Origin of the sequence: Microbulbifer zhoushanensis, assembly GCF_021729055.1 — a bacterium.
In the GTDB taxonomy this organism is placed as follows: Bacteria; Pseudomonadota; Gammaproteobacteria; order Pseudomonadales; family Cellvibrionaceae; genus Microbulbifer; species Microbulbifer zhoushanensis.
This window is the reverse complement of record NZ_JAJSAO010000002.1, coordinates 574,675-587,054: the sequence shown is the minus strand read 5'-3', so window position 1 is coordinate 587,054 and position 12,380 is coordinate 574,675. Positions and strand designations below refer to the sequence as shown.

8 protein-coding genes are annotated in these 12,380 nt (G+C 61.8%); 2 read left to right on the top strand and 6 right to left on the bottom strand.

The window, feature by feature from the left end; all coding sequences use genetic code 11:
• The first annotated feature begins 57 nt into the window (after window positions 1-57).
• A complete protein-coding gene (locus tag LVD10_RS06225) occupies window positions 58-1,482 on the top strand; it encodes a class-II fumarase/aspartase family protein (protein ID WP_237062447.1) in 1,425 nt (474 codons plus the stop codon).
• Window positions 1,483-2,446: 964 nt separating this feature from the next.
• Here the strand turns inward: LVD10_RS06225 and LVD10_RS06220 are convergent.
• The 3 genes from LVD10_RS06220 to LVD10_RS06210 form a co-directional block, all read right to left on the bottom strand.
• A complete protein-coding gene (locus tag LVD10_RS06220) occupies window positions 2,447-3,439 on the bottom strand; it encodes a purine nucleoside permease (RefSeq protein ID WP_439651219.1) in 993 nt (330 codons plus the stop codon).
• A 241-nt stretch (window positions 3,440-3,680) separates the two neighbouring features.
• A complete protein-coding gene (locus tag LVD10_RS06215; protein ID WP_237062444.1) occupies window positions 3,681-5,159 on the bottom strand; it encodes an adenosine deaminase family protein in 1,479 nt (492 codons plus the stop codon).
• 118 nt (window positions 5,160-5,277) lie between these two features.
• Window positions 5,278-7,506: a TonB-dependent receptor gene (locus LVD10_RS06210; protein ID WP_232940501.1), complete on the bottom strand. Its 2,229-nt coding sequence runs from the start codon at window positions 7,504-7,506 to the stop codon at window positions 5,278-5,280.
• Between the two features lie 543 nt (window positions 7,507-8,049).
• Here LVD10_RS06210 and LVD10_RS06205 point away from each other — a divergent pair.
• Window positions 8,050-9,510 (top strand): coniferyl aldehyde dehydrogenase, encoded by a 1,461-nt coding sequence (locus LVD10_RS06205; RefSeq protein ID WP_232940500.1) that lies wholly within the window; start codon window positions 8,050-8,052, stop codon window positions 9,508-9,510.
• Between the two features lie 83 nt (window positions 9,511-9,593).
• Here the strand turns inward: LVD10_RS06205 and LVD10_RS06200 are convergent, their stop codons facing one another.
• The 3 genes from LVD10_RS06200 to hppD are packed head-to-tail and all read right to left on the bottom strand — an operon-like array spanning window position 9,594 to window position 12,256.
• Window positions 9,594-10,601, bottom strand: coding sequence for a fumarylacetoacetate hydrolase family protein (locus LVD10_RS06200; RefSeq protein WP_232940499.1), 1,008 nt, complete (start codon window positions 10,599-10,601; stop codon window positions 9,594-9,596).
• Complete coding sequence (locus LVD10_RS06195) at window positions 10,598-11,158, bottom strand: VOC family protein (protein WP_232940498.1); 561 nt, start codon at window positions 11,156-11,158, stop codon at window positions 10,598-10,600. Before LVD10_RS06195 ends, LVD10_RS06200 begins: the two co-directional genes overlap by 4 nt.
• On the bottom strand, window positions 11,159-12,256 hold the full coding sequence (hppD, locus tag LVD10_RS06190; RefSeq protein WP_232940496.1) for a 4-hydroxyphenylpyruvate dioxygenase: 1,098 nt from the start codon (window positions 12,254-12,256) through the stop codon (window positions 11,159-11,161). It lies immediately after the preceding gene.
• Between the last annotated feature and the right edge of the window lie 124 nt (window positions 12,257-12,380).

Genomic DNA, 12,380 nt, shown 5'->3' with positions numbered 1-12,380 from the left:
CCCGGTGCCCGCCCCCGGCTGGACAAAAAAGCCGGAGACAAAAGAGGAGCCCCACTCATGGCATCCATCAAGCAATTCCTCGCCGCCAGCGCCCTGGGCCTGCTGGCAGCCACCCCCGCCCTGGCCGCAACTGCCGCCCCGGACAGTCCGCCCCTGTCCATCGAGGAGATTTTCTCGCCGGAAAACAAGACCCAGAAGGTGCTGGATATCGAAGTGGCGCTGGCCTCGGCCCAGGCCGAGCTGGATATCATTCCCGACTGGGCCGCGGCCGAGATGGCCGCGAAGGGCAGCACGAAGTATGTCTCCCAGGAAGACCTGGCCAGTGAATACGCCGTGGTGCGCCACCGGATGGTGGCACTGCTGAACGTCTGGCAGCGGGCCATGGACCCGAAGGCCGCCGAGTATATGCACTTCGGCGCGACCACGGTGGATATTTACGATACCGCGCTGGTGCTGCAACTCGAGCAAGCCACCCGCACCCTGGTGCAAGATCTGCGGGCACTGGAAGCAATCATGATCCGCCTGGCGGACGAGCACAAAAATACCGTGATGGTCGGGCGTACCCTGGGCCAGCACGCCCTGCCAATCACCTTCGGCAAGAAGGTGAGCACCTGGCTGGGGGAAAACCGCCGCAACATCGAGCGGCTCAAGGAACTGCATGGCCGCCTGTTGCGCTCCGGCATCCTCAAGGGTGCGGTAGGCAGCTACGTGGGCCTGGGTGAAAAGGGTATCGAGGTGGAACGCGCCTTCGCCCGGCACCTGGGATTGCAGGAACCCTATGCGGACGACTGGCACGGCGCGCGCGATGTGATTGCCGAGTACGCCGGCACCCTGGCCATGATCAGCCGCTCGCTGGGGCGCGTCGGCAACGAGCTGTTCCTGCTGCAGATGACGGATATCGGTGAGACGGTAGAGGTTCGCCGCAAGACCGCCGTGGGCAGCAGCACCATGCCGCACAAGAAAAACCCCAGCAAGTCAGAGGCGCTGGTGTTCTACGCCCGCCGCATCCCGCGCACCGCGGAGACCATTGCCGATGACATGATCAATGTGTTCGAGCGGGACAACACCTCGCGCACCAACCGCCTGCTGGCAGAGATCTCGCTGGATGCGGAAGAGATGCTGGCGGACGCCAGGGGCCTGCTGTCCAACCTGCAGGTGAACCCGGCGGCCATGCGGGCCAACCTGGACAAGACCGGTGGCATGATCCTGTCCCAGCGGGTGGCCTTTGCCCTGGCGGACAAGATTGGCAAGACCACCGCCAACGCCCGCCTGCACGAGCTGGCCACCGACGCCATGGACGAGGGCATCACCCTGCGCCAGGCAATCGAGCGCAGCGACGACCTGGGCCCGCTGTTCAGCGGCGAACAACTGGACGCACTGTTCGATGCCACCACCTATACCGGACTGGCGGCGCAGCAGGTGGAGGCGGTGATTGCCTACTGCCGCGAGGAACGCAAGCAGGACCATATGCTGGCCCCCTAGCCCTGGCCTGCGGCTGCCACCGACAGATACTCTTCACCCCCGCCGGCCACAGGCCGGCGACTTTCCCACAGCCGGCGCCGGCTTGTGTTTAAAAAGCCTGGCCCGCCCCGTCGAACAACCTGCCAACCCGGTTTCGGCCCCGCCAACTTGCACTGCGATGCACGCCTTGCCAATTTATTCACACCCGGCGATTCGAGCCCTGCTGCCACAGGCAGGGTCAGCGAGTGCTCACTGCAGCGTTTAATAACCACCACTTAAACCGGGCGATGATGAAATTCCGGTTACTAACACATTCTTGGGATAGATCTGTGAATAAGTTTTGAGTATCCCGCCGGAACCGCATGGTTACTGGCCCCGGAAAAAACGTGTGAAAAAACAACGATTTGCGAGAGACGGCCAGCATGCTGGTGGTGGGACCTACTACACCAGCAACCGAATGCTACCCGGGATCACTAAAAGAACTTCCATGCTGGCCAGGGGCAACTGCCACCCCGTCGATAAAACAGACAAAACCCGGCCTGCTTGTGGACATTGCAGTAAAGTTATCCAGAAACCAAGTGCTGGCAAACCGGTTGTGAGGGTAAAGCTCTGCAGTTATCCCCGCTTCAGTTTTCCAATAAAGCCTTCCGGAAAAGTTAACAACAGTGGTTGATAACAACCGGAAGCAATGATGTGGCGCGGGCTAGGGCGTTTTATTAACAGTTGTTTTTGTAAGTAAAAACGGACTGAAGAAAGTTATCCTTTAACTTTTCCCCAAGGTGTTATCGGCAATTTGTTGATAACAGTAGTGGGGATAAACCAGCGGAGTAATTTTCAGCCAGTGTGGTGGGGATAATTTTACGGTGGGATAACAACTGGAAAATTCGGGGAATGTTCGCAGGCCGCCGGGGCGGCCTGCGTTCTTCGCGATCTTTTAGAATTACCGGGTTACTATTCTCTGACTAGTTAACCCGGGTAAGGCCGGTTATTCAGCGGCAGCGTCTGTCTCGGCCTCTTCAGCTTCTGTTTCCACCTCATACGGCATCTGCTCCGCATAAACATCCCAGTTATCCACCAGGGTGTTCACCACGCGGCTGCCCACGCGGTAGGCGCTTTCCAGTGCGATGGCCAGGCCGGCGTAGTCTTCGCCCTCGCTCAGCAGGCTCTCGGCGGCGGTCATGCCCGGGTGCGGTACGGTGAAGTTGCTGGCGGTGCGCAGGACCATCAGCCGGTCGTAGTCGGCCTTGCCGGCGCGGTCCAGGTAGAACAGGCTCTGGGCGGTGCCGGTGTCTTCCATGGCGGAGGAGACGAAACTGCCCTGCCCCTCGGTCCAGTAGTCCACCCACTTGTTTGCCCACTGGTTCAGGTGCTCGCCGTGCCAGAAGGTCATGCCGGCCAGGTTGTCCCCTTTCATGACGAACGGCTTGCGCTGGGCATTGGGGTACCCTTCCAGGTGCTCGCGGTTCTCGGCGATGGTGGGATCGTCGCTCAGCTCCGTGTCCCTGGTCAGCTGGTAGGCCCACTCGGTGAGATCACCGTTGATCTGGAATACCTCGCCCTGGTTGGGCGGGCGCTTTTCCGGGTAGGGGCCCTTGCTGAACAGCGGGAAGATGCCGGTGCTCCAGTCTTCGGGGATTTCGCGGCTGTCGATCTCGTGCATCAGGTCGCCGTCCACCAGCCACTCGGCCCAGGCGGCGGAGCCGATGGAACCGTCGGCCGGGTCGAAGCCGGAAATGCCGGCCACCAGCCAGTAGGCCTTGCTGAGGTCGAAGCGCGGGTCCAGGCCCAGCGCCATTACCGCCGACGCGGACTTGTTGGTGCCCATGCCGGTCACCATACCCAGGACGCCGGTTTCCGGGTTCAGGTACAGGTCGTGGTGTGACTGCGGGAAGGGAAAGCGCTGGGTCAGCTGCTGGCGTTCTTTCCACAGCTGGAACTCACCGGCGGTATCGCCCTGGTCCTCGCCAATCTCGAACATATTGATCACCACCACCCTGACCGGGATGGGTTCCTGCGCGCTGGCATTAGCGGCGGCCCCGGTATCGCGCTGTTCACAGGCGGCCAGGAACAGCAGGCCCAGCAGCAGCGGGATCAGTACCAGGGGTGAGCGGATCGCCGCGTGGGCGAGGCGGGCCGGGGAAAAGTTTTTCGACATCTTTTTCTCTTCTCGTTGTTGCAGTCCATCGTCAGGATGCATAGGGGGCTCTCGGTTCAGCAGTTCAATTGGCGGCGGTGACCGGTGTGGTGAACTCGCACAGGCCGTAGTGTTTGCAGGTAAAGCTGTGGCTGCGGGGAACCACATCACCGAGCACTGCGGTACCGCGATGCTCGAGGCGCTTGCGGAAGGCATCGACGCGCAGCTCGTAATCGTGCAGCAGCCGGTCCCGGGTCTCTTTGTCGACAAAGGCATGCTTGAGCGAGTTGCGACCCAGTGACACCAGCTCTTCCCAGGACAGGTTGAACTCCTTGACCGCGACAAAGTATTCATCGGTCATGTTGGAATCCCACATGCCGCGGTCATCGGTGGACAGGGCGACCGGGATACCGGTGCGCAGGTACTCGGGGAACGGGTGCTGGCTGTAGTCGTCCACGTATTCCAGCAGCAGGTTGCTGATCAGGTTGATTTCCACCAGCTGGTTGCTGTTGCGCATCAGCAGCATGGTGTCCGGGTCGCTGATCAGGTTGACGCCGTGACCGATGCGGCTGGCGCCCAGCAACAGGGTATCGCGCACATGCTGGTTGGGTTCGTCCACCTCGCCGGCGTGGATGGCCAGCGGGATTGCGGGAATCTCGCGGCGCATCTTGCGCAGGGTGGGCAGGAAGCGCAGCGGGTGCCCCTTGTCGTTGTCCTCGCGGCCGACAAAGTTGATGCCCACGAACAGGTCGCGGTGGCGGTCGACGAATTTGTAGATCCACTCCAGGTCCTGCTCGGCGTTGTCGGTAAAGCGCAGCAGGTAGTACTGCATGCGTACCGTGACGTCCGTGGCGCGGGCATCCGGCTCAGCCAGGCGCGCGCGGAAGATATCCGCCACGGCGTCGGGGGCATAGTCGCTGCCATCGGGCTTCAGGTAGTAGCGCGTGCCTTCCATGGTCTCCAGGTAGCTGAGCCCCTCGCGGGCGAAGGCCTGCATGTTGCGCACCAGCATCTCGGCGTTGATATGCGGGTTGCGGCCCAGCTCATTGAGGCGCTGCCAGTGGGTCTGGAAGAATTCCTCGCGGCCCTCGTGCGCCTTGTCCAGGCGGATGCTGTCCAGCCAGGCGGCCTTCTCTTTCGGATCCAGTGCCTCGAGTTTCTTGTACTCGCCCTTTTCGCACTCGGACAGCTGCTGGTAGCTGGATTCCTGCAGGTTGCGGAAGTACAGCAGGTAGGGCGCCATGCCGAACATGTTGCTGCCGTAGCCGGCGCAGTTATCGATGCGCACCCGGGTGTAGTACTGGTAGCCACCGTTCAGCTTCTGGTCGGTGGCCAGGTCATACCACCACTCACTGAAGTTGGAACCGGTGAGGTGGTTGTGCAGGTCGCCGCCCTTGGGCAGCGCATACAGGAAGCGATAAAGATCGGCGTCGCTGGCTTCTGCCTTGAACTCCTCGAACCACTGGCCATCGCTGGCGCTGGCCGCCGTTGCGACTAGTGCCAGTAACAGGCCCGCCACCCGCGAACAGAGGGTGTGACTGCGGCTGCTCTTCAGGCTGGTCATGGGTATCTCTCTTATCTGCCTATGTAGGCGCGCAAGTTACAGGTCCGCTACCCGCTTTCATAGGGGCCACGATGACTGCACAGGCACGGTCATTGTGGCCCCTGGCGCAATATCCGGGTTAGAAGTTTTTATTAAACTCCACGCCCAGGATACGCGGGTCGTTGACGAAGCCGGTCAGGTTATTGAAGTCGATCTGTCCCTTGATGTTCTCCTCGTCGGTGATGTTGCGGCCGAAGAAGGCCACTTCATAGTCGCCGGCAAAGCTGGTGTAGCCAACGCGCAGGCCGCCCTCGAACTGGCCGTCGATGGTGTATTCCTTCGCCTCGTACAGCGCCAGGCTGGTCTCCCCCTGGTAGGCCCAGTCGGTGTAAAAGAACACTTCGCCGGTGGTGCCCACGGGCTGGCTGTAGCGCAGGGTGAAGTTGTAGATGGTTTCCGGCGCGGACTGGAACGGGTTGCCGTCGATCAGCGCCAGGCCGTCGGCGGTCAGCGGGTCGGTGACAGTGCACTGGCCGGAACCGCAGGGCGCGGTGGTAAGCCCGGCATCCTGGATTTCGGTATCGGCGAAACCGGCACCGGCGGTGACCAGCAGGTTGTCGGTGGCCACCCACTCCAGGTCCACCTCAAAGCCCTGGCCCACACCTTTGTCGGCGTTCAGCAGGCGGTTGAAGTTGCCACCACCACCGACGGCGGTCAGCTGGATGTCGTCGATCTGGTAGTAGAACACCGAACTGTTCAGGCGCAGGGTGTTTTCCAGCAGGTCGGCCTTGTAGCCCACCTCGAACGAGGTGATGGTCTCGGAGTCCGCCACCGAGGGGCTGCCCTCGAAGGCCACGTCGCGGGCCTGGATCGACTGCGCGCGGAAGCCTTCCGCCAGGCGCACATACAGGCTGGAGAAGTCATCCAGCTGGTAGTTGAGGCTGCTCTCCCAGCTCAGCTGGTTGTCATCGATACTGACAGGCTCGTAGTCCTGCACGGCGGCGGCGCCGATCAGCAGGGCGAAGCCGTCCACGTTCTGCTGCCCAACCACCAGGGTCTTCTCGTCGTAGGTGTAGCGCAGGCCCAGGGTACCGGTGAGTGCCGGGGTGAAGTCGTAGGAGGTCTGGCCGAACAGCGACCAGGACTCGTTGCCGTGGCTGACGGTGGTGGCCCCGAAGAAACCATCGATACTGGTGACGTCCAGCTCGGAATCAAAATAGAAGCCACCGGCCTGCCACTGCAGCGGGCTGGCGGTATTGCTGGCCAGGCGCACTTCCTGGGTCAGCTGGGAGACATCGGCCTGGTCCTCGGTGACCGCATCGAAGGGAATAAAGCCGGGGCCGTCGCCGGCCACACCGCCGTCGATATCGCCCTTGCTGAGGCCGTCGGCGCCCTCGTAGGCGGAGATACTGGTGAGGATCACGTCGCCCAGGTCCCACTCCAGTTTCAGGGAGGAGCCGGCGCTCTCGTATTGCTGCGGGTTGTTGTCGCCCTGGTTGTAGTAGACGGAATCGCGGTCGAAGTTATCGCTCAGCTTGCCTTCGGCACCCGGCTCGAGGATATTGGCGCGGAAGATGCTGGCGGTGCCGTCCAGGTCACGCTGGTGCACATTCAGCAGCGCGGAGAAATCATCGGTGGGGGTCCACAGCAGCTGGGCGCGGCCGGCCAGCTCGGTGAAGCCGCCCATGGCCTCCTCCTCGCCGGTGCCGCTGGGGCCACCTGAATAGGTATTGTCGATCCAGTCGCCGCGCTCCTGGCGCAGGAACGACACCCGTGCCGCCAGCTTGTCGTCCACCAGGCTGCCACCCACGGCGCCTTCTATATTCGCAGTACCCAGCCCACCGGCGGCTACCTTCGTATATCCCCCGGTCTCCCAGGTGGGCTTGCGGCTGTCGAACTTGACGATACCGGCGGTGGTGTTGCGCCCGAACAGGGTGCCCTGCGGGCCGCGCACCACTTCCACCTGCTCCACGTCGAAGATGGGGAAGCTCTTCAGCACCACGTTTTCCTGCACCACCTCGTCGAAGATGATGGATACCGGCTGCGAGGCGGCCAGGTCGAAGTCGGAGTTACCCAGGCCGCGGATATAGAAGCGCGGTGCGGCGCGGCCGTTGGAGGATTCCGCGTACAGGTTGGGCACCCGCGCCGCCAGCGCGAGGATATCGTCGCCGGCGGAGAAGATGCTGTCGAAACGCTCCCCGGACAGCGCCGCCACGGAGATGGGCACGTCCTGCAGGCTCTCCGCGCGCTTCTGCGCAGTCACCGTGACCTCTTCCAGGCGCTTGCCTTCAGTGTCCTGGGCGAACGCTGCCGGAACCGTGGCCGCAATGGCACTCGCGAGTAGGGTCGGGGTAATTACTCTGCTCATTTATCTTTTTCCTTGAAGCAGCCAGCGGCCGTTCCCGTAGGGACGGCCGCTGGCCATGGGTTCTCGTGGTTGGGGTAGCGTGTCCCGCGCTGCTCTTGCGGCAGCCTGGCTGTGGGCGCGGGCCGGGAGCCGCGCTGCCGGGCCCCACAGGGTGACCGGCCACAAATAGGAAACACGATTGAATTCACATAATTTTTATACCGACGTGCAATGAGCAACCGGCGTGCCAACTGGCTGGAAAATCGCAAGGGAACTGCCTGCAAGTCGATGGTGACCAGATCAGTATGCCTGTTATCAGGCTTCACTCTTATCGTTCCGGCAAAGCAGGCTGATCACGCCCGGCCACTATGCACCATAAAAGCTCATCGCGCTGGGCACGGTGATAAAACTGCACCTTTACAGGGCATGGCGCGCCGAACCACATTGGCTCCCGCATGCACAGCGCCTACAATCCCTCACTGCCCCTGTGGCTATTCGATGACGGGGACTGGACACGCGAAATTCCACCAGGCCGGTTTGCCGGCCCTTTTCCGGGAAGCTTCCATGAATACGGACACTCTGACTTTACCCGAGGTAGATGAAACCCGGCAGCGGGAGATGCTGCAGGCCCTCCTGGAGCAGCAGCGCAACGCCTACCTGCAGGAGCCGGCGCCGGATTACGACTCTCGTGTCAGCGACCTGAAGACCCTGGCGCGGATGCTGCGGGACCACCAGGACGCAATCGTGCAGGCCATCAGCGACGACTATGGCAATCGCTCCGGTGTGGAAAGCCTCTTCTGTGAGGTTTACGTGGCCCTCGACGGCATCAAGGACGCCATCAAGAACCTGAAGAAGTGGATGAAGCCCCAGCGCCGCCACACCCCCATGCTCAATTACCCGCTGTCGAAAAACCGGGTGATCCCGCAGCCGCTGGGCGTGGTGGGTGTCATTGTGCCGTGGAACTTCCCGGTGAACCTGGCCTTCGCCCCGCTCACCAGTATCTTTGCCGCGGGTAACCGTGCCATGGTGAAGATGTCTTACAACTCCTGCAAACTGGCGGCGCTGTTGGAGCGGATCAGCGGTGATTACTTCCCGCCGGAAAAACTCACGTTCATTGCCGATGATGACGGCAGCCTGGGCCCTATTTTCTCCACCCTGAAATTCGACCACCTGTTGTTTACCGGCTCCACGGCCACTGGTCGCGCGGTCATGCGCTCGGCCGCTGACAACCTGACGCCGGTAACCCTGGAACTGGGCGGCAAGTCGCCGGCGATCATCGGCCCGGACTTTTCCCTGAATACCGCCGCCGAGCGGATCATGTTCTGGAAGCTGCTGAACGCCGGCCAGATCTGCACCACGGTTGATTACCTGTTTGTACCCGAAAATTCGCGCGACAGTTTTGTAAACAAGGCCAGGCTGCTGGTGCAGAAACGGTACCCGGACCTGCAGAGCGAGGATTACACTTCGGTCATCGACGACAACGCCTACCGCCGTCTCTGGGCAACGCTGGATGACGCCGTGCAAAAAGGGGCAACGGCCATCGACCTTTCCAACGGGCAGGGCCGCCGCGATGATCCACTGCGCAAGTTTCCGCCGCACCTGCTGCTGGATGTCACCGACGATATGGAAGTGATGCAGCGTGAGATCTTCGGCCCACTGCTGCCGATCAAGACTTACCGGGACCGCGAGGAGGTGGCGCGCTACATCAACGCGCGGCCGCGGCCGCTGGCCCTGTACCCCTTCACCGACGACAGGTCGCTGACAGACTACTATGTCGAGCGGGTGATTTCCGGCGGCGTCACGGTGAATAATTGCATCCTGCATGTGGCCCAGCACGATATCCCGTTCGGCGGCGTCGGCGACAGCGGCATGGGGCACTACCACGGCTACGAGGGCTTTATCGCCTTCTCCAAACTGCGCCCGGTGTTTTACCAGGGGCCGCTGGATCCGCTGAAGATGCTGATGCCGCCCTACGGCAAGACGGCCCGGAAGATTCTTGATGTGATGATCAAAATGACGCGGTAGCCTACCCCCAAAGAATAGAGCCGTCGCCAAACAAAAAAGGCCACCCCGCGGGGTGGCCTTTTTTATCCGGTGAAGCGAGGCTGTTACACCTGCTCCACCGTCTGCTCGATGCGACCGAAGATGGACTGGCCCTTGTCGTCCAGCATCTCGATGGCAATCCTGTCCCCGAAGCCCATAAAGGAGGTGCTGGGCTTGCCGTCCTGGATCGTCTCGATCATGCGGATCTCGGCGATACAGCTGTAGCCAACACCACCCTCTTTGACCGGCTTGCCGGGGCCGCCGTCCAGCTTGTTGGACACGGTACCGGAACCGATGATGGTGCCGGCGCCCAGCGGGCGGGTCTTGGCGGCGTGGGCGATCAGCTGGCCGAAGTGGAAGGTCATGTCCACGCCGGCATTCGGCTCACCAAACTTGCTGCCGTTCAGTTCGGATACCAGCGGCAGGTGCAGCTTGCCCTCTTTCCAGCTGTCACCCAGCTGGTCCGGGGTGACGCACACCGGCGAGAAGGCGCTGGACGGCTTGGACTGGTAGAAGCCGAAACCCTTGCCCAGTTCGTTCGGGATCAGGCCGCGCAGGGAAACGTCGTTCACCAGCATTACCAGCTTGATGTGCTTGAGTGCATCCTCGGGGGAAACACCCATGGGCACGTCGTCGGTGATGACGGCGATCTCGGCCTCGAAGTCGATGCCGAAGCCCTCGCTCTGCGGCATTTTCACCGGCTCACGGGGAGCCAGGAAAGTGTCGGAACCGCCCTGGTACATCAGCGGGTCGGTCCAGAAGCTCTCGGGCATTTCCGCACCGCGGGCCTTGCGTACCAGCTCCACGTGATTGACGTAGGCGCTGCCATCGGCCCAGTGGTAGGCGCGCGGCAGCGGTGAGTGGCACTGGGCCTGGTCGAAGGCCTCGCCGGCCACTTCGCCGCTTTCCAGTTGCGCGTGCAGTTTTTCCAGCTTGCCGGAAACCTGCTCCCAGTTGTCCAGTGCGGCCTGCAGGGTCGGTGCAATATCACCGGCCGGCGCCATGCGGGACAGGTCTTCGGAGACCACGACCAACTTGCCGTCGCGGCCGGATTTAAGGCTGGCTAACTTCACTGTGCCTCCCCTTTTGTATTCGGATTGAATTCGCCCTCACCGTGCATCCAGGCGGCGTGCCGCGGTGCCTTCTTGGTGCGGGACCACTCTTCGAGCATGTCTTCCGCTACCCGCTTCAGCTCCTCGTGCATGCCCGGCTCGGCGGTGTTGGCGGCGAGCTCGATACGGTGCCCGTTCGGGTCGAAGAAGTAAATGGACTTGAAGATGGTGTGGTCGGTGGGCCCGAGCACATCGATTCCCGCATCCTCGAGCTTCTGCTTCATGGCCAGCAGCTCGTCCATGCTCTCCACTTCCAGCGCAATATGCTGCACCCACATAGGGGTGTTCTGGTCGCGGCCCATATCCGGGGAGTTGGGCAGCTCAAAGAACGCCAGGACGTTGCCCTGCCCCGCATCCATGAAGATGTGCATGTACGGGTCAGGTTCCCCGGTGGAGGGAACCTTGTCTTCGGCGATGGCCAGCTGGAAGTCCATGCCCAGGAGATCGCGGTAAAACTCCACGGTCTCCTTGGCGTCGCGACAGCGGTAGGCCACGTGGTGAATACGCTTGATGCCCATTTAGGCCTCCGGCTTGTCTTCTTTCTTGTCACCGATCACGCCGCGCTTGAGCTGGTCGCGCTCGATGGACTCGAACAGTGCCTTGAAGTTGCCCTCGCCGAAGCCTTCGTCTTCCTTGCGCTGGATAAACTCGAAGAACACCGGGCCGAGCATATTGGCGGAGAAGATCTGCAGTAGCAGGCGCGGCTGGCCGCCCTCGGTGGTACCGTCCAGCAGCAGGCCGCGGGCCTTCAGCTCTTCGGTCGGCTCGCCGTGGCCCGGCAGGCGCTCTTCCAGCATGTCGTAGTAGGTTTCCGGGGGCGGGGTCATGAATTCCATGCCCTGCTCTTTCAGGCGGTCCCAGCACTTGATCAGGTCGTCACAGGCAAAGGCGATATGCTGGATGCCCTCGCCGTTGTACTTCATCAGGAACTCTTCGATCTGGCCGCCGCCACCGGCTGCCTCTTCGTTCAGCGGGATGCGGATCTTGCCGTCCGGCGCAGTCATGGCCTTGGACAGCAGGCCGGTGTACTCGCCCTTGATGTCGAAGTAGCGGATCTCGCGGAAGTTGAACAGGTCTTCGTAGTACTTGGCCCAGTAGTCCATGCGGCCGCGATAGACGTTGTGGGTCAGGTGGTCCAGGGTATGGAAGCCGCAGCCTTCCGGATGCTTGTCGACGCCTTCCAGCCAGTGGAAGTCGATGTCGTAAATGGACTCGCCTTCCTTGTAACGGTCGATCAGGTACAGGGTGGCGCCACCGATACCCTTGATGGCCGGCAGGCGCAGTTCCATCGGGCCGGTTTCCACTTCCACCGGCTGGGCGCCCTTCTTGATCGCCTCGTTGTAGGCGAAGGTGGCGTCCTTCACGCGGAAGGCCAGGCCACAGGCGGACGGGCCGTGCTCGCGGGCGTAGTAGTCGGCGTGGCTGCCCGGCTCGTAGTTGGTAATAAAGTTGATGTCACCCTGGCGCCACAGCTCGACGTCCTTGGTGCGGTGGCGGGCCACCTTGGAGAAGCCCATGGCCGTAAATACGGTTTCGAGGATGCCTTTCTCCGGCGCGGTAAATTCGACAAACTCAAAGCCGTCGAGGCCCATCGGGTTTTCAAACAAATCGGCCATGTGTTCCTCCGTTATCTCTCACTTTATGTGCCGCCATGCGGGTGTGGCGGCGGACTGATTAGTTTCAGGTGCAACGAACTTAGTTGCATGTGTAACTAATGTCAAGCGGCGCCCCCTGCGCCGT

What these genes read in the sequence shown, in the direction of transcription:
- LVD10_RS06195 (WP_232940498.1), bottom strand. Translation starts at nt 11,158, where the DNA reads ATGGGCATCAAGCGTATTCACCACGTGGCCTACCGCTGTCGCGACGCC.
- LVD10_RS06205 (WP_232940500.1), top strand. Translation starts at nt 8,050, where the DNA reads ATGAATACGGACACTCTGACTTTACCCGAGGTAGATGAAACCCGGCAG.
- LVD10_RS06225 (WP_237062447.1), top strand. Translation starts at nt 58, where the DNA reads ATGGCATCCATCAAGCAATTCCTCGCCGCCAGCGCCCTGGGCCTGCTG.
- LVD10_RS06210 (WP_232940501.1), bottom strand. Translation starts at nt 7,506, where the DNA reads ATGAGCAGAGTAATTACCCCGACCCTACTCGCGAGTGCCATTGCGGCC.
- LVD10_RS06220 (WP_439651219.1), bottom strand. Translation starts at nt 3,439, where the DNA reads ATGTTCGAGATTGGCGAGGACCAGGGCGATACCGCCGGTGAGTTCCAG.
- hppD (WP_232940496.1), bottom strand. Translation starts at nt 12,256, where the DNA reads ATGGCCGATTTGTTTGAAAACCCGATGGGCCTCGACGGCTTTGAGTTT.
- LVD10_RS06215 (WP_237062444.1), bottom strand. Translation starts at nt 5,159, where the DNA reads ATGACCAGCCTGAAGAGCAGCCGCAGTCACACCCTCTGTTCGCGGGTG.